This window comes from Pectobacterium colocasium, assembly GCF_020181655.1.
Taxonomy (GTDB): Bacteria; Pseudomonadota; Gammaproteobacteria; order Enterobacterales; family Enterobacteriaceae; genus Pectobacterium; species Pectobacterium colocasium.
Genome location: NZ_CP084032.1, coordinates 2,945,528 through 2,961,956, shown reverse-complemented (window position 1 = coordinate 2,961,956; position 16,429 = coordinate 2,945,528). Strand labels below are relative to the sequence as shown.

General features: G+C 52.4%; 17 protein-coding genes and 1 pseudogene. 17 read left to right on the top strand and 1 reads right to left on the bottom strand.

Annotated elements, in window-relative coordinates; translation table 11 throughout:
* Positions 1-17 precede the first annotated feature (17 nt).
* The 10 genes from fabD (at position 18) to ptsG (ending at position 9,596) form a co-directional block, all read left to right on the top strand.
* Positions 18-947 (top strand): ACP S-malonyltransferase, encoded by a 930-nt coding sequence (fabD, locus tag LCF41_RS13250; RefSeq protein WP_225085015.1) that lies wholly within the window; start codon positions 18-20, stop codon positions 945-947.
* A 14-nt stretch (positions 948-961) separates the two neighbouring features.
* Complete coding sequence (fabG, locus tag LCF41_RS13245; protein ID WP_225085014.1) at positions 962-1,696, top strand: 3-oxoacyl-ACP reductase FabG; 735 nt, start codon at positions 962-964, stop codon at positions 1,694-1,696.
* Between the two features lie 154 nt (positions 1,697-1,850).
* Positions 1,851-2,087 (top strand): acyl carrier protein, encoded by a 237-nt coding sequence (gene acpP / locus LCF41_RS13240; RefSeq protein WP_005970506.1) that lies wholly within the window; start codon positions 1,851-1,853, stop codon positions 2,085-2,087.
* 81 nt (positions 2,088-2,168) lie between these two features.
* The gene (gene fabF, locus LCF41_RS13235) at positions 2,169-3,410 is read left to right on the top strand and encodes a beta-ketoacyl-ACP synthase II (RefSeq protein ID WP_225085013.1); all 1,242 of its coding nucleotides are present in this window, start codon (positions 2,169-2,171) and stop codon (positions 3,408-3,410) included.
* A gap of 128 nt (positions 3,411-3,538) precedes the next feature.
* The gene (gene pabC / locus LCF41_RS13230; RefSeq protein WP_225085012.1) at positions 3,539-4,336 is read left to right on the top strand and encodes an aminodeoxychorismate lyase; all 798 of its coding nucleotides are present in this window, start codon (positions 3,539-3,541) and stop codon (positions 4,334-4,336) included.
* Positions 4,337-4,350: 14 nt separating this feature from the next.
* Positions 4,351-5,370: an endolytic transglycosylase MltG gene (mltG, locus tag LCF41_RS13225; RefSeq protein ID WP_225085011.1), complete on the top strand. Its 1,020-nt coding sequence runs from the start codon at positions 4,351-4,353 to the stop codon at positions 5,368-5,370.
* Positions 5,360-6,019, top strand: a complete 660-nt coding sequence (gene tmk / locus LCF41_RS13220; protein ID WP_225085010.1) for a dTMP kinase — start codon at positions 5,360-5,362, stop codon at positions 6,017-6,019. Before mltG ends, tmk begins: the two co-directional genes overlap by 11 nt.
* On the top strand, positions 6,019-7,029 hold the full coding sequence (holB, locus tag LCF41_RS13215) for a DNA polymerase III subunit delta' (protein ID WP_225085009.1): 1,011 nt from the start codon (positions 6,019-6,021) through the stop codon (positions 7,027-7,029). The genes tmk and holB overlap by 1 nt, the downstream gene beginning before the upstream one ends.
* Positions 7,030-7,048: 19 nt before the next feature.
* Positions 7,049-7,846: a metal-dependent hydrolase gene (locus tag LCF41_RS13210; protein WP_225085008.1), complete on the top strand. Its 798-nt coding sequence runs from the start codon at positions 7,049-7,051 to the stop codon at positions 7,844-7,846.
* A gap of 316 nt (positions 7,847-8,162) precedes the next feature.
* Positions 8,163-9,596, top strand: coding sequence for a PTS glucose transporter subunit IIBC (gene ptsG / locus LCF41_RS13205; RefSeq protein WP_225085007.1), 1,434 nt, complete (start codon positions 8,163-8,165; stop codon positions 9,594-9,596).
* 45 nt (positions 9,597-9,641) lie between these two features.
* On the opposite strand, the pseudogene LCF41_RS13200 reads toward ptsG, so the two are convergent.
* Positions 9,642-10,274 (bottom strand): annotated as a pseudogene (locus LCF41_RS13200) (transposase); the annotation flags it as partial.
* A gap of 347 nt (positions 10,275-10,621) precedes the next feature.
* On the opposite strand from LCF41_RS13200, the gene hinT reads away from it, so the two are divergent.
* The 7 genes from hinT (at position 10,622) to LCF41_RS13165 (ending at position 16,220) form a co-directional block, all read left to right on the top strand.
* Positions 10,622-10,972: a purine nucleoside phosphoramidase gene (hinT, locus tag LCF41_RS13195; RefSeq protein ID WP_225085006.1), complete on the top strand. Its 351-nt coding sequence runs from the start codon at positions 10,622-10,624 to the stop codon at positions 10,970-10,972.
* 54 nt (positions 10,973-11,026) lie between these two features.
* Positions 11,027-11,407, top strand: a complete 381-nt coding sequence (locus tag LCF41_RS13190) for a YcfL family putative periplasmic lipoprotein (protein ID WP_347880997.1) — start codon at positions 11,027-11,029, stop codon at positions 11,405-11,407.
* Positions 11,408-11,428: 21 nt separating this feature from the next.
* A complete protein-coding gene (gene lpoB / locus LCF41_RS13185; protein WP_205542789.1) occupies positions 11,429-12,010 on the top strand; it encodes a penicillin-binding protein activator LpoB in 582 nt (193 codons plus the stop codon).
* A complete protein-coding gene (thiK, locus tag LCF41_RS13180; protein ID WP_225085004.1) occupies positions 11,991-12,884 on the top strand; it encodes a thiamine kinase in 894 nt (297 codons plus the stop codon). The genes lpoB and thiK overlap by 20 nt, the downstream gene beginning before the upstream one ends.
* A gap of 63 nt (positions 12,885-12,947) precedes the next feature.
* Positions 12,948-13,976 carry a beta-N-acetylhexosaminidase gene (nagZ, locus tag LCF41_RS13175; RefSeq protein ID WP_225085003.1) on the top strand — a complete coding sequence of 343 codons (1,029 nt, stop codon included), beginning with the start codon at positions 12,948-12,950 and terminating at the stop codon, positions 13,974-13,976.
* Positions 13,977-14,004: 28 nt separating this feature from the next.
* Positions 14,005-14,547, top strand: coding sequence for an alpha/beta hydrolase YcfP (gene ycfP / locus LCF41_RS13170; protein ID WP_015840698.1), 543 nt, complete (start codon positions 14,005-14,007; stop codon positions 14,545-14,547).
* 368 nt (positions 14,548-14,915) lie between these two features.
* Entirely contained in the window at positions 14,916-16,220 is a 1,305-nt protein-coding gene (locus LCF41_RS13165; protein ID WP_225085002.1) for an NAD(P)/FAD-dependent oxidoreductase, read from the top strand.
* Positions 16,221-16,429: the final 209 nt, after the last annotated feature.

The window sequence follows — 16,429 nt, the reverse complement described above, 5'->3', positions numbered from 1 at the left end:
TTAAACAGGATTGTGATATGACGCAATTTGCAATGGTGTTTCCCGGTCAGGGATCGCAGACGGTAGGTATGTTGGCTGAACTGGCGGCAGACCACCCGATCGTCACTGAAACGTTTGCTCAGGCTTCTGAAGCGTTAGGTTATGACTTATGGCAGCTCACTCAGCAAGGGCCAGCGGAAGAGTTGAATAAAACCTGGCAGACGCAGCCTGCGTTACTGACTGCTTCTGTTGCTATCTGGCGTGTCTGGCAGCAATTGGGGGGGAAAACGCCTGCTCTGATGTCTGGTCATAGCCTTGGTGAATATTCCGCGCTGGTTTGTGCTGGCGTTCTGGATTTCCAACAGGCTGTCCGTTTGGTTGAACTGCGTGGCAAATTGATGCAGGAAGCGGTACCGGAAGGAACCGGTGCGATGTACGCCATTATCGGGCTTGATAACGACGCCATTGCCAAAGCGTGTGAAGAATCCGCGCAAGGGCAGGTGGTCTCTCCGGTAAACTTCAACTCACCGGGGCAGGTGGTGATTGCGGGCAATAAAGACGCCGTTGAGCGTGCCGGTGCAGCGTGTAAAGCCGCGGGGGCGAAACGTGCGCTGCCGCTGCCTGTCAGCGTACCGTCACACTGTGCACTGATGGAGCCAGCCGCGGAGAAACTCGCTGTTGCGCTGGAGTCCGTGACGTTTAATGCTCCGGTCATCCCGGTTGTCAATAATGTTGATGCGAGCATCGAAACCACACCGGAAGCGATTCGCGATGCGCTGGTACGCCAGCTTTATTGCCCAGTGCGCTGGACGGACTGTGTTGAATTCATGGCCTATCAGGGCGTTGAGTCACTGTTAGAAGTCGGGCCGGGCAAAGTATTAACTGGCTTAACCAAACGAATCGTCGATACTCTGACAGCAGCTGCGGTGAACGATCCTGCTTCTCTATCAGCGGCGATTGAGAAATAAGAACGGAGAAGACAATGAGTTTTGAGGGGAAAATTGCACTGGTTACCGGTGCAAGCCGTGGTATAGGGCGTGCCATCGCCGAGACGTTGGTTGCCCGCGGGGCAAAAGTCATTGGTACCGCAACCAGCGAAAAAGGTGCTGAAGCGATCAGCGGTTGGCTGGGTGAGAACGGTAAAGGTTATATGCTGAATGTTGCTGATGCAGCATCAGTAGAAAGCGTATTGGCAGATATTCGCGCGGAATTCGGGGAAGTTGATATTCTTATCAATAACGCGGGCATCACGCGTGATAACCTGCTGATGCGTATGAAAGATGATGAATGGCAGGATATTCTGGATACCAATCTGACGTCGGTATTCCGCATGTCTAAAGCAGTAATGCGTGCCATGATGAAGAAACGTTTTGGCCGTATCATTACCATTGGTTCTGTTGTAGGAACGATGGGCAATGCAGGGCAAGCTAACTACGCTGCAGCGAAGGCCGGACTGATTGGGTTCAGCAAATCCCTCGCGCGTGAAGTGGCTTCTCGTGGCATTACGGTCAACGTCGTCGCGCCTGGATTTATCGAAACAGATATGACTCAGGCATTGACAGAAGAACAGCGAGCAGGCATTTTGACGCAGGTTCCAGCTAACCGACTCGGTGATGCTAAAGAAATCGCCAGTGCTGTTGTATTTTTAGCCTCTGATGAAGCTGCTTACATTACTGGCGAAACATTGCATGTCAATGGCGGCATGTATATGATCTAAAAAGCTCGAAAACTATTTGCATTAGTTGCGGTGATAACCGCAAAATAGCACAAAATCGTGGTTCGACCAGCCGAGATTTTGTTGCATATTTTCAAACATTTTATACACTACGAAAACCATCGCGAAAGCGAGTTTTGATAGGAAATTTAAGAGTATGAGCACTATCGAAGAACGCGTTAAGAAAATCATCGTTGAACAGCTTGGTGTTAAGCAGGAAGAAGTCGTAAACAATGCTTCTTTCGTTGATGACCTCGGCGCTGATTCTCTTGACACTGTTGAGCTGGTAATGGCTCTGGAAGAAGAATTTGATACTGAGATTCCAGACGAAGAAGCTGAAAAAATCACGACTGTTCAGGCAGCCATTGATTTCATTCAGGCTAACCAGCAGTAAGCGAACATATCTAGGCGGTCATTCGACCGCCTAAGTTTTTTTGTCCCGCAGTGTCTTTTTTTCCCTCCCTGGAGGATAAGCGTGTCTAAGCGTCGAGTAGTTGTGACCGGACTGGGCATGTTATCTCCTGTCGGCAATACAGTTGAGTCTACCTGGAGTGCTCTTCTTGCCGGTCAGAGTGGTATCAGCCTGATCGACCATTTCGATACTAGTGCCTATGCAACGCGTTTTGCTGGCTTAGTAAAGGATTTTAATTCTGAGGAATTCATTTCGCGTAAAGAAGCTCGCAAAATGGATGCCTTTATTCAATACGGTGTTGCTGCTGGCGTTCAGGCTATGCAGGATTCCGGTTTGGAAGTAACGGAAGAGAACGCGCCGCGTATCGGTGCGGCGATTGGTTCTGGCATCGGTGGTCTGGGTCTTATTGAAGAGAACCACACCGCGCTGGTGAACGGTGGCCCGCGTAAAATCAGTCCGTTCTTCGTGCCGTCAACCATCGTCAATATGGTGGCTGGGCATCTTACTATCATGTACGGACTGCGTGGCCCGAGCATCTCTATCGCTACAGCCTGTACGTCTGGAGTGCATAATATTGGTCAGGCAGCGCGCATTATTGCTTACAACGATGCGGATGTGATGCTGGCTGGTGGTGCAGAAAAAGCCAGTACGCCGCTAGGCGTCGGTGGATTCGGTGCTGCTCGTGCGTTGTCTACGCGCAATGACGATCCTCAGGCGGCAAGCCGTCCGTGGGATAAAGATCGTGATGGTTTTGTACTGGGTGACGGTGCTGGCATCATGGTGCTGGAAGAGTATGAACACGCGAAAAAGCGCGGTGCGAAAATCTATGCAGAAGTTGTTGGATTTGGCATGAGCAGCGATGCGTATCATATGACGTCCCCGCCAGAGAACGGTTCGGGTGCAGCACTGGCGATGGAAAACGCCCTGCGTGATGCGGGTGTATCAACGAGCCAGATCGGCTATATCAACGCGCATGGCACCTCTACGCCAGCGGGAGATAAAGCGGAAGCACAAGCGGTGAAATCCGTATTTGGCGAGAACGCCAGTCACGTGCTGGTTAGCTCGACAAAATCAATGACGGGCCATTTGCTTGGTGCGGCAGGTGCGGTGGAGTCTATCTTCAGTATTCTTGCTCTGCGCGATCAAGCCGTTCCGCCAACGCTCAATCTGGACAATCCAGATGAAGGCTGCGATCTGGATTTTGTGCCGCATGAGGCGCGTCAGGTCAGCAATATGGACTATGTATTGTGCAACTCTTTCGGCTTCGGCGGAACCAACGGTTCTCTGATCTTCCGTAAGATTTGATCGCAATAGTGTCTTAAAAAAACCCGGTTTCCGGGTTTTTTTTTGCCTGCATAAAATCAGACACACCTGCTTGTCTGCAACGCAGCTTTACTGGCAAGCTGGCGATGATAAATGATGCGGAGCTTATTATGTTGTGGATTAATGGCCAGTTACAGGAACAGCTTTCGGTGCTCGATCGGGCGACGCAATATGGCGACGGCTGTTTTACGACCGCCAGAGTCAGTGCTGGCGAGGTTGTCTGGCTTGAGCGACATATCACACGGCTGCAACAGGCCGCGACACGCTTGTTATTCCCGATGGTTGAGTGGGAAAGCCTGATTGCAGAAATGAAACAGGCTGCTCTGGGGCGGGCGGATGGTGTCGTGAAAGTGATGCTAACGCGTGGTGCTGGCGGGCGTGGTTATAGCCCTCAGGGCTGTATGCAACCTACCCGAATCGTCATGCAGGTAGGTTATCCCACTCACTATGCTGGCTGGCGCGAACAGGGTATTAGCCTGAATCTTAGCCCCGTGGCGCTCGCGAAAAACCCGCTGTTGGCGGGAATAAAACATCTGAATCGGCTTGAGCAAGTGCTGATTCGTGCGCATCTTGACCAGACTTCAGCCGATGAGACCCTCGTACTTGACACCTCTGGTGCGCTAGTGGAATGCTGTGCCGCGAATTTATTCTGGCGCAAAGGGAATCACGTCTATACGCCGGATGTATCTCAGTCAGGTGTGGATGGTGTTGCCCGGCAGCATATCATCGCCTCGCTGGCAGAGGCTGATTTTGAGCTAGAGATTGTTAGTGAACCCATGAGCACACTGTCCGATGCGGACGAGGTGCTGGTTTGTAATGCATTAATGCCGATAGTCCCCGTGAATCAGGCGCATGTCTGGCGTTACCACTCCCGAGAGCTTTATCGATTCCTGAGTTCTGACTGCTAGTAGATGGTTGATTTATGAAGAAAAAGAAAGTTGGTCTGCTGATTATCGCTGCCGTTGTTCTGCTGTTGTTGGTCGTGTGGCAGAAAATGCAACGTTTTGCTGATTCTCCATTGGCTATCGAAAAGGAAACCATTTTCACGCTTCCGGCCGGTACGGGAAGAGAAGGGCTGGAAACGTTGCTTCTCGAACAGCATGTGATTACCGATGGCACATTTTTTCCGTGGCTGCTGCGTATTGAGCCTGATTTGGCGAAATTCAAAGCGGGTACGTATCGCTTTACAGCAGGAATGACCGTACGTGAGATGCTGGCGTTACTGTCCAGCGGAAAAGAAGCACAATTCTCCATCCGTTTTGTCGAAGGCTCACGCTTGAAAGAGTGGTTAACCACGCTGCGACAAGCGCCTTATATCAAGCATACGCTCGTCGATAAAACGGAACAGGACATCGCCACGCAGTTGGAAATCAACGATAAGGCGAACCCTGAAGGCTGGTTTTATCCTGATACCTATTCATACACGGCGGGTACGAGTGACAGCGCGCTGCTGCAACGTGCGCATCAGCGTATGAAAAAAACGGTGGATGAGGTATGGAAAGGGCGCGAGAACGGATTGCCGTATAAAACGCCAGACGAATTGCTGACGATGGCCTCAATCATTGAAAAAGAAACGGCTATTAATGAAGAGCGTACTCAGGTTGCTTCCGTTTTTATCAATCGTTTACGGCTTGGGATGCGCTTGCAGACTGACCCCACGGTGATTTATGGCATGGGGGATGACTATAAAGGCGTGATAACCCGTAAAGCATTAGACACGCCGACGCCTTACAATACCTATATTATTTCTGGTTTGCCGCCAACGCCAATCGCGATGCCGGGAAAAGCCTCATTAGATGCGGCTGCGCACCCAGCCAAAACGTCATACCTGTATTTTGTGGCGGATGGAAAAGGCGGACACAGTTTTACCACTAACCTTGCAGACCATAATCGTGCTGTGAGGGTATACCGCTCAGCGTTAAAGGAACGGGATGAACAGTAAATTTATCGTCATTGAAGGGTTGGAAGGCGCGGGAAAGACCACCGCACGTGATATCGTCGTGGAAACGCTGCGGTCACATGGCGTGAAAGAAGTCGTGTTTACGCGCGAGCCCGGTGGCACGCCGTTGGCAGAGAAGCTACGCGAGCTTATCAAACAAGGCATGACGGATGAGAAGGTTACCGACAAAGCGGAAGTGTTGATGTTGTACGCCGCCAGAGTTCAACTGGTGGATAATGTCATCAAACCCGCACTGGCTAACGGGCAATGGGTTATCGGCGATCGTCACGATTTGTCTTCACAGGCTTATCAGGGCGGTGGACGTGGGATCGATCAGCAACTGTTGCGTTCACTGCGCGATACCGTGCTGGGTGAGTTTCGCCCTGATCTGACGCTCTATCTTGATTTGCCGCCCGCTATCGGTTTGCAGCGCGCGCGCCAGCGGGGCGAGTTGGATCGAATTGAGCAAGAGTCGCTGGCTTTCTTTGAACGTACCCGTTCCCGTTATCAGGAACTGGCTGCGGAGGACGACAGTATCCTGACGATCGATGCTTCACAGTCTATTGACGCCGTCAGTGCGGATATTCAGGCAGCGCTACAGCAGTGGCTACAGCAACAAGGCTTGTCGCCTGTTGCGCAGGAGCAGCGCTGATGGATTGGTTCCCGTGGCTGAATGCATCCTACCGACAGCTCATTGGTCAATATCAGGCGGGCAGGGGACACCATGCCGTGTTGCTCCATGCGCTGCCGGGCATGGGCGATGAATCGCTGATTTATGCGCTGAGTCGCTGGCTGATCTGCCAGCAGCCTGATGGGATGAAAAGCTGCGGGCACTGTCACTCATGCAATCTGATGACTGCGGGCACGCACCCGGACTGGCATGTGCTAAGTCCGGAAAAAGGCAAGCACAGTCTGGGCGTTGATCCGGTGCGTGACGTTGTGGAAAAAGTGTATCAGCATTCCCGGCAGGGCGGAGCAAAAGTGATCTGGCTGGCTGCTGCTGAGCAACTGACAGAGGCGGCGGCGAATGCGCTGCTGAAAACGCTGGAAGAGCCGCCGCAGAATACCTTCTTCTTGTTTGGCTGCCGTGAACCAGCCCGGTTGTTGGCGACGTTGCGCAGCCGTTGTTTGTATCACTATCTGGATGTCCCGAATGAAACGCAGAGCGTACTGTGGCTGAATGCTCGTCATCGCTATGACAGCAAGGCATTGCGCACGGCATTGAGATTGCAATCGGGTGCGCCGCTAGCCGCCGAGGCGCTCTTACAACCAGAGCAGTGGAAACAGCGTATCGGGCTGTGCCAGGCATTTTCTGCCGCCTTGACTTCACGGGATCAGCTTTCGCTGATTTCACCGCTTAATCATGACGATGCCGATGTTCGCATTCACTGGCTGACTGCGCTACTGCTGGATGCGATGAAGTGGCAACAGGGAGCGAGCGAGCATGTGGTGAATCAGGATCAGATCGAACTGATTGAGCATTTGGCGCGCGAGCCTGCCCTACATTTGCAGTATGAACTGCAACAGTGGCTGGTCTGCCGACAAAAATTGCTGACCGTCACGGGGGTAAATCGTGAGCTATTGCTGACGGAACGCTTGCTTGATGGGGAACGCACGTTTGCGTCGTCGGTTAAGCGCGACAGCCATCCTTTTTCTGTTTAATTACTATCGAGTAAATATCATGTTGTTAGTGGATTCCCACTGTCATCTTGACGGTCTGGATTATCAGTCATTGCATAAAGATGTCTCCGACGTACTGGAGAAAGCGAAACGTCGCGATGTTGGCTTCCTGCTGGCGGTGGCGACGACGCTGCCCGGCTATCGCGCCATGCTGGAGTTAATCGGCGAACGCGATAATGTGGCGTTTTCCTGCGGCGTTCATCCGCTTAATCAGGAAGCGCCCTATGACTATACCGAGCTGCGTGAGTTAGCCAGCGCCAGCCGCGTGGTGGCGATGGGGGAAACGGGTCTGGATTATTTCTATCAGCAAGAGACTAAAGCCCAGCAGCAGGAATCCTTTCGCGAACATATTCGTATTGGCAATGACCTGAACAAACCGGTCATCGTGCATACACGTGCCGCCCGTGAAGATACGTTAGCGATTCTGCGTGAGGAACAGGCGGAGAAATGCAGTGGTGTTCTGCACTGTTTTACCGAAGATTTGCCGACGGCGAAAGCGCTGCTGGATATGGGATTCTATATCTCGTTTTCCGGCATCGTGACGTTCCGTAATGCTGAGGAATTGCGTGACGTCGCGCGTTACGTGCCACTGGATCGGATGCTGATTGAAACGGACTCCCCCTGGCTAGCGCCCGTTCCATTCCGCGGGCAGGAAAACCAGCCTGCGTATGTGCGTGATGTTGCGGAATACCTCGCGGTGCTGAAAGGCACATCGTTGGAAACCCTTGCTGCCGCCACGACAGAAAACTTTTCCCGCCTGTTTCACATCGATCCAGCTCGGTTGACCGCCGCGCAATAGTGGCTGAAAATAGCCGAGTTTTTTTTATCCGTGTAATTAATAGCGCTGGATAATCCCCTTGATCAGGTTTTTCCTCTTCAGGGGGGACGTGTTTTTTAGCGAGATATCACAAAAAAGTGCAATATCTGTTCGATCTCAGCCTGTTGGCTTGTGGAAACGTGATAGCAATCAAACATTGTGGGCGCTATTTATTTTACTCTGCGTAAAAATTAAAGGGGGCTAAGACACCCCTACTCGCAAAGGCTATCCTCCCCGCCTTTGCTTATATATGAAGTATCAGAAGTAAAAGCACTATTACTCAGGAGCACACTCAATTATGTTCAAGAATGCATTCGCAAACCTGCAAAAAGTAGGTAAGTCGCTAATGCTGCCCGTATCCGTACTCCCTATTGCAGGTATTCTGCTGGGTGTCGGTTCGGCCAATTTTAGCTGGTTGCCTGAAATTGTCTCCAGCGTCATGGCACAGGCCGGTGACTCGGTGTTTGCCAACATGCCGCTGATTTTTGCTATTGGTGTTGCCCTCGGCTTCACTAATAACGACGGTGTTTCCGCACTGGCGGCGGTGGTGGCTTATGGCATCATGGTAAAAACCATGGCTGCGATTGCGCCGCTGGTTCTTAATCTGCCGGCAGCCGAAATTACGGCGAAGCACCTGGCGGATACCGGTGTTCTGGGCGGGATCATTGCCGGTGCGATTGCCGCGTATATGTTTAACCGTTTCTACCGCATCCAACTGCCTGAGTATCTGGGCTTCTTTGCCGGTAAACGCTTCGTGCCGATTATTTCCGGCCTGACGGCGATTGTTACTGGTGCGGCGCTGTCTTTCATCTGGCCACCTGTCGGTAGCGCTATCCAAACGTTTTCACATTGGGCGGCGAATGAGAACCCGATGTTAGCATTTGGTATCTATGGGGTCGTTGAACGTTCTCTGGTGCCGTTTGGTCTGCACCATATCTGGAACGTACCTTTCCAAATGCAAGTCGGTGAGTTCACTAACGCGGCAGGTCAGGTTTTCCGTGGTGATATCCCACGTTATATTGCGGGTGATCCGGAAGCAGGTAAATTGTCCGGTGGCTTCCTGTTTAAAATGTATGGTTTGCCAGCCGCGGCTATTGCTATCTGGCATTCGGCTAAACCAGAGAACCGTGCGAAAGTCGGCGGTATCATGATCTCTGCGGCACTGACCTCGTTCCTGACGGGGATCACTGAGCCAATTGAGTTCTCATTCATGTTTGTTGCGCCGATCCTGTATGTCATCCATGCGATTCTGGCAGGTCTGGCGTTCCCAATCTGTATCCTGCTGGGTATGCGTGATGGTACGAGCTTCTCTCACGGCTTGATCGACTTCGTGGTGCTGAGCGGCAACGGCAGCAAACTGTGGCTGTTCCCGATTGTAGGTCTGTGCTATGCGCTGATTTACTACACTATCTTCCGCGTTCTGATTGCCAAACTGAATCTGAAAACACCGGGTCGTGAAGATAGCGCATCTGAGCAAACCTCGCAGGACAGTACTGAAATGGCTGCCGCTCTGGTAACGGCATTTGGTGGTAAAGACAACATCACTAACCTGGATGCCTGCATCACCCGCTTGCGCGTGAGCGTGGGCGATGTGGCTAAAGTGGATCAGGCTGGCCTGAAAAAATTGGGCGCAGCAGGTGTGGTGGTCGCAGGTTCTGGTGTTCAGGCCATTTTCGGTACCAAATCCGATAACCTGAAAACCGATATGGATGACTACATCCGTAACCACTGATGTGTTGTTGGGGAGTGGTAAAAAGGGGCGAAAGCCTAATGCCGGTCACTTAAGGTGACCGGCATTGTTTTTTAACGGATATTTCGCTCGTCTTCCCCTGATTTCTCGGGGGTAACTTCGCTCCCTTCGTAACGGCAATACCAGATAGATTGCCTGCTCATAAAAATGCTTCAGATGTCCTGGTATCGCACCCGGTGATGAACCCGGCAGACCGATAAGTAATCGCCAGATTTCCGTCAGGGCGCCGCTGAAGCTCAACTGATACGGCAGGTAATCTCCTTTCAGCGTAAACGCCATTTTCACCATCTGATAACGCACCAGATTGTACGTCAGTAGCACGCCCCACAACTCCTGCCTCACCATTTCCGGCAGTCTGCTCCGTAAATGCCACCTGTTACCCAGCAAGCCTTGTTTCGCCTCGCGATATCCCAACTCGATTTCCCATCGGTGAGCGTAAAGGGCGTTCACCTCCGCCGCCGGATAACGCATCGGGTCCGTCAGTGACGTCAGCACCTCTCGCGTTTTTCCCTCTATCGTCTTCGTTAACAACCGCGCTGTGATGCTCTCCGGCAGCGTCGCCCATTGTTTACGCGCCTGCGGCGATGTCTTTATCCGTACCAGTCTGTCTTGCCTGCCCAGCTTGCTTATCACTTCGTATTGCGTATTTTTCTTCAACGGAGTGCCGGCGCAGTAAGATTGATAATGCCAAGAGCCTGAGAAAGTTGCATAAAAAAAGGTCCATGAATGTCATGAACCTTTTTTACACCAACGGCTGGATCGTTCAACTAATCCTTAAACGATCGGCATTAGGCGAAAGCCCCTTTTTTATTGTCGGTAACAAACGGTGTTCAATAAAAGATGCGTCAGGCCGTGGGGTCTTTAGGTACTAAAGCAGGTTTTTTCTACGTGTCGTATTTTGACCACCTGCACCAGAAATAGACGAAGAAGGTTGAAAGAAATGGAATATGTCACTCATACTGCCTACACGACTTCGTTTAACGCCAGCTTTAACAAGGAAATCTATCATGGCTGAAGAAACCATCTTTAGTAAAATTATTCGCCGGGAAATTCCTGCGGATATCGTCTATCAGGATGAACTGGTCACCGCCTTCCGCGACATCGCGCCCCGCACGCCAACCCATGTTCTTATTATCCCGAATGTTTTGATCCCGACCGTTAACGATACGGCACCAGAACATGAAGCCGCACTGGGACGTATGGTGACGGTCGCGGCGAAGATTGCGCAGCAGGAAGGGATTGCAGAGGACGGCTATCGTCTGATAATTAACTGCAACCGACACGGCGGGCAGGAGGTGTATCACATCCACATGCATCTGCTTGGTGGCCGCGCGCTCGGGCCTTTGCTGGCGAATTAGATTCGATGATCATGGTTGGGCAATCATGTGAAAAAAAAATCACGCGAGAACATCATGCGTAACTCGATGCTTTTTCTGTCCGCATGTTTGATGGTCGGGTTGGTGGCGGGCTGTAGCGCGCCAAAGGTACTGACCATCAATGAACGGCAAACGCTGGTATTAGATGCTCCCGTGCTGTCGGCGGGCATTACGGCGGGGAATCCATCGCTGGATTCAGAAAATGGCCGGCTGCGTGCTTCTTCCGTTGTCAGCAACGACGCTTCACACGCGGTCACCGTGCATTACCGTTTCTATTGGTATGATGAAAACGGGCTGGACGTGTTGCCGTTTGAGGACGTGCAGTCTATTGAAATCCCACCACAGACGGAAATGACGGTTTTTTCAACGCGTAGCAGTCCCACTGCGCGTCAGGTCCGTCTTCATCTGTTTTTGTAATGGTGTGCTGAGAGAGAGAATATGAAAAAGTATCTAGGGGTGATACTGGCGGCATTGGTACTAACAGGGTGCCCCAGCCGTCCACCGGAACCGACTGAACCGCCTGCGACTATTGAACCCGTTGAGCCTCAAGTGCCGACCACGCCAACGCCGCCGCCGGGGGAATCGGTACCGCAACCGCCGAAAATTCAGACGTTGAACTGGGAAGCCAGTATTAATCCGCTGGTTGCGCAGATGCTGAAAGCTGATGGTGTCACGCCGGGCAGCATACTGTTGGTGGATAGTGTGAAAAACAACACTAACGGCTCCCTGCCGATCGCGAAAGCGACAGGCGCGCTGTACAGCGCGTTATCTTCAGGCAAGGCGTTTACGCTGGTACCGCGCGAGCAGTTGGCCGCCGCGAAACAAACGCTTGGTCTGTCGGTTGACGACAGCTTGGGATCGCGCAGCAAGGCGATTGGCCTGGCACGTTATGTCAGCGCGCAGTATGTGCTGTACAGCGACGTCAGCGGTGATGTGAAATCGCCGCAGATCGACATGCAACTGATGCTGGTGCAGACCGGCGAAATTGTGTGGTCAGGCAATGGCGCCGTTCAGCATTAAGCAGGCAGGTATCCAGCAACAGCTGACGGCGGCGATCCAGAAGCATTTCCCCGCTGTAGAGATAGCGGATATTCGCTTTGAACTGGTTGGCGGGTTGAGTAGTAAAAGCTGGCGCATCCGTGGGCCGGGCATCGAATGGCTTGCGCGCCGGCAGTCGCCAACCGAGCGGAAAATGGGCGTCGATCGCCAGCGAGAGTTCGCCCTGCTGCGGCAGATGTCCGCGATAGGGCTTGCGCCACGGCCGCTACTGTGGCGCGACGGCTGGCTCATTGTCGAATGGGTGCCGGGGCGTGTCGCCACGTCTGATGAATTCCTGATGATGCTGGCTAATGGTGAAGTGGCGCGGACGCTGTCTCAGCTTCATCGCCTGCCGCGTAGCGGCTATCCCCTCGATCTTAAAATGCTATTCGCTCAACACTGGCAGTTGATGGATCCGCACCGCCGTACGCCCGCGCTGTTGCGCGCCCACCATTATTTTCAGCGTGCGGCATTACCCACCCCTCTAGCGCTGGCGCCTCTCCATCTGGATGTGCATGCGGAAAACCTGCTGATTACGCCACAAGGAACGATGCTGATTGACTGGGAATACGCCTCAGATGGCGATGTTGCCTTTGAACTGGCGTTTATTGTGCGAGCCAGCCAGATGGAAAGCCTGGCGCAAACGTATTTTCTACAGAGCTACCAACGATATCGGCGAGGGGTTTCCGTGAGCCGACTTCAGCAACAGATGACGCAGTGGTTCCCTTGGGTCGATTATCTGGTATTGATGTGGTTTGAGATACGCTGGCAGCAAACGAAGAATCCCGAATTTTTAGCGGACATTCCCGCACTTTATCATCGGTTACAATCAGGCCATCGGTTACAAACAGGCTGACGATGTGGCTTTTGTCATCGTAGTTATTTTACTCAGTAGTACATGTTAAAGAATGAGGTTTTTGTGGGTCCGGTAATGTTAGATGTCGCCAGCTATGAGCTGGATGCGGAAGATCGTGAAGTATTGGAACACCCGCTGGTTGGCGGCGTTATCCTGTTTACCCGTAATTTTCATGATGCGGCGCAGTTGCGTGAGCTAGTGCGACAAATCCGCGCGGCGTCGCGCGAGCGTCTTGTTGTCTCTGTCGATCAGGAAGGCGGACGCGTTCAGCGTTTTCGCGATGGCTTTACTCGACTGCCTGCTGCGCAGGCGTTTGCGGCATTAAATAGTGCGGTAGAAGCGCAACGTCTGGCGGAAGAGGGCGGATGGCTGATGGCGGCAGAAATGATCGCAATGGATATCGACATTAGCTTTGCACCGGTGCTGGATATCGGCCACCAGAGCGCGGCGATTGGCGAACGTTCGTTTCATGAACAGCCGGAGATCGCGTTGGCGGTGGCGCAGAGCTTTATTCGCGGTATGCACAGTGCAGGCATGAAGGTCACGGGCAAGCACTTCCCCGGCCACGGTGCGGTCAGCGCCGATTCACATAAAGAAACGCCGCGCGATCCGCGTCCGCTTGCGGAAATTCGCGCACACGACATGTCGATTTTTAAAGAACTGATTCAACGCCAGCAGTTGGATGCCATCATGCCTGCTCATGTGATTTACACGGAGGCCGATCCGCGTCCAGCCAGTGGGTCGCCATACTGGCTCAAAACGGTGCTGCGTGACGAACTGGGTTTTGATGGCATCATTTTCTCTGACGACCTTTCGATGGAAGGTGCGGCGGTGATGGGGAGTTACCCCGAGCGGGCGCAGGCGGCATTGCAGGCAGGATGTGACATGATTCTGGTCTGCAATCATCGGGCGGGCGCGGTCAGCGTGCTGGATAACCTGTCCCCGGTCAAAGCGGAGCAACTGACGGGCCTATATCATCAGGGTTCGTTTTCTCGTCGGGAACTGCTGGATTCGCCACGCTGGAAGCAGGCGAATCAGGCGCTCACATTACTCAGCGAGCGCTGGCAGGCGCATAAAAATGGCGAGAAATAGGCAACCCAGTCTGTGGTGAGGATGAAAGATGATTATCTATTTACACGGTTTTGACTCGACCAGCCCCGGCAACCATGAAAAGGTTCTGCAACTTCAATTTATTGATGAAGATGTCAGGCTGATTAGCTACAGCACACTGCATCCGCGTCATGACATGCAACACCTGCTAAAGCAGGTGGACAAGATGATTCAGCATTCTGACGACGATCGCCCGCTGATCTGCGGCGTGGGGTTGGGCGGTTTCTGGGCTGAACGGGTTGGTTTCCTGTGTGATATACGACAGGTCATCGTCAATCCTAACCTGTTTCCGCAGGAAAACATGGGGGGGAAAATCGATCGCCCGGAAGAGTACGTGGATATCGCCACCAAGTGCGTGGCGAATTTTCGTGAAAAGAACCGCGATCGCTGCATGGTGATGCTCTCCCGTCATGATGAAATGCTTGATAGCCAGCGCAGCGCGCAGATGCTGGGAGCGTATTATGAGATCGTCTGGGACGATATTCAGACGCATAAATTCAAAAGTATCTCCCCCCATTTGCAGCGGATCAAAGCCTTCAAAACGCTGGGTTAAGCCTGTCCGAGCGATGATGTGTTAACCGCCGCGAGTTATTCCTTCTGATACCCTCTTTTGGGGGCTGTCAGGGGGAATCACGCGATTTATTTACTTTCCTTAGTGCGTATAGCGACGCATTTGCGCACGATTCAGCATTTTTTCTTCACACAGACCTCCGCTAATTCACTGAAATAAAGATGGAATTTTCCTGATAAAAACCTGGGTGACAAAATAAATTGATATATATCAATTTTGGTATGACCAAATAACCTAGCGTGCTATTCTGGCTGCAGATATCAGGCTTAACTTACGCGAACCCTATGTTATATAAGGATATTGTTTTTTACTCTTTATTAACCATTGGTTCACATTTTTAGGGGGTCATTTTGACATCACCAACCAAAAAAATTGTCATTGTCGGCGGGGGAGCTGGCGGACTTGAACTGGCAACGAGTTTGGGCCACAAGTTAGGACGCAAGAAAAAAGCGGAAATCACGCTGGTGGATCGTAACCACAGCCACCTGTGGAAACCGTTGCTGCATGAAGTGGCAACGGGCTCGCTGGACGACGACATGGATGCGCTGAGCTATCTGGCGCACGCCCGTAATCACTATTTTCAGTTCCAACTGGGCATGCTGACGGATATCGACCGCGAGCAGCAGCAGATCCAACTGGCTGAAGTGTGTGACGAGCAAGGCGAGGTGCTGGTGGCAGCGCGTCGTATCCCGTATGACATTTTGGTGGTGGCGTTAGGCAGTGCCTCAAATGATTTCGGTACGCCGGGTGTGAAAGAGCACTGTATTTTCCTGGATAACCCGAAACAAGCCCGCCGTTTCCATAACGAAATGCTGAATTTGTTCCTGAAATTCACGGCGAATCAGGACGAAAAAGAGCGGGTGAATATCGCGATTGTGGGCGGCGGTGCGACGGGCGTTGAGCTGTCTGCGGAACTGCATAACGCGGTGAAACAGCTGCACAGCTACGGCTTTGACGGGCTGGATAACCAAACGCTGAATGTCACACTGGTGGAAGCCGGCGAACGCATTTTACCTGCGCTGCCGCCGCGCATTTCTGCGGCTGCACATCAGGAGTTGAATAATATTGGCGTTCGAGTGCTGACGAAAACCATGGTGACTAGCGCAGAAAGCGGCGGTCTGAATACGAAGGACGGTGAGTTTATCGAAGCCGACCTGATGGTTTGGGCGGCAGGTATCAAGGCACCGGATGCGATGAAAGAGATTGCCGGTCTGGAAACGAACCGGATTAACCAGTTAGTGGTTGAACCGACGCTACAGACGACGCGCGATCCCAACATTTTCGCTATCGGCGACTGTGCCTCCTGTCCGCAGGAAGGCGGCGGCTTCGTACCACCCCGTGCGCAAGCGGCGCACCAGATGGCGTCACGTTGCCACAGCAACATCATCGCATTGCTGAACGGACAGACACTGAAACCTTACGTCTATAAAGATCACGGTTCGCTGGTCTCGCTGTCTAAATTCAGTACGGTTGGCAGCCTGATGGGGAACCTGATGCGTGGCTCTGTGATGGTAGAAGGGCGGATTGCACGTTTCGTTTATATCTCCTTGTATCGTATGCATCAGGTTGCTTTACATGGCTATGTGAAAACGGGCTTGATGATGTTGGTCGGTGGGATCAACCGGGTGATTCGCCCGCGCCTGAAGCTGCATTAATCCACCGCGGCTGACAGCTTTCTGATACGGGCGTGGACGCGATTTCACGCCCGTATTCTTTTTTATCATCGGCTCGTTATCCTTGCGCCATACCCGTCGCTTTCATTAATCTGCCCATATTTACAGCATTCTGTGCGTAATGTTATTCATCACTCCTCCGGCTACGTCACCGTCATAACAGTATAAAATATCGTCCTGTTACCAATTCC

Bases quoted from the DNA above. Each gene is read 5' to 3' on its own strand.
- lpoB (WP_205542789.1), top strand. From the start codon at position 11,429: ATGAAAAAGTATCTAGGGGTGATACTGGCGGCATTGGTACTAACAGGG.
- fabG (WP_225085014.1), top strand. From the start codon at position 962: ATGAGTTTTGAGGGGAAAATTGCACTGGTTACCGGTGCAAGCCGTGGT.
- holB (WP_225085009.1), top strand. From the start codon at position 6,019: ATGGATTGGTTCCCGTGGCTGAATGCATCCTACCGACAGCTCATTGGT.
- thiK (WP_225085004.1), top strand. From the start codon at position 11,991: ATGGCGCCGTTCAGCATTAAGCAGGCAGGTATCCAGCAACAGCTGACG.
- ptsG (WP_225085007.1), top strand. From the start codon at position 8,163: ATGTTCAAGAATGCATTCGCAAACCTGCAAAAAGTAGGTAAGTCGCTA.
- hinT (WP_225085006.1), top strand. From the start codon at position 10,622: ATGGCTGAAGAAACCATCTTTAGTAAAATTATTCGCCGGGAAATTCCT.
- LCF41_RS13190 (WP_347880997.1), top strand. From the start codon at position 11,027: ATGCGTAACTCGATGCTTTTTCTGTCCGCATGTTTGATGGTCGGGTTG.
- tmk (WP_225085010.1), top strand. From the start codon at position 5,360: ATGAACAGTAAATTTATCGTCATTGAAGGGTTGGAAGGCGCGGGAAAG.
- pabC (WP_225085012.1), top strand. From the start codon at position 3,539: ATGTTGTGGATTAATGGCCAGTTACAGGAACAGCTTTCGGTGCTCGAT.
- ycfP (WP_015840698.1), top strand. From the start codon at position 14,005: ATGATTATCTATTTACACGGTTTTGACTCGACCAGCCCCGGCAACCAT.
- fabD (WP_225085015.1), top strand. From the start codon at position 18: ATGACGCAATTTGCAATGGTGTTTCCCGGTCAGGGATCGCAGACGGTA.
- mltG (WP_225085011.1), top strand. From the start codon at position 4,351: ATGAAGAAAAAGAAAGTTGGTCTGCTGATTATCGCTGCCGTTGTTCTG.
- acpP (WP_005970506.1), top strand. From the start codon at position 1,851: ATGAGCACTATCGAAGAACGCGTTAAGAAAATCATCGTTGAACAGCTT.
- LCF41_RS13210 (WP_225085008.1), top strand. From the start codon at position 7,049: ATGTTGTTAGTGGATTCCCACTGTCATCTTGACGGTCTGGATTATCAG.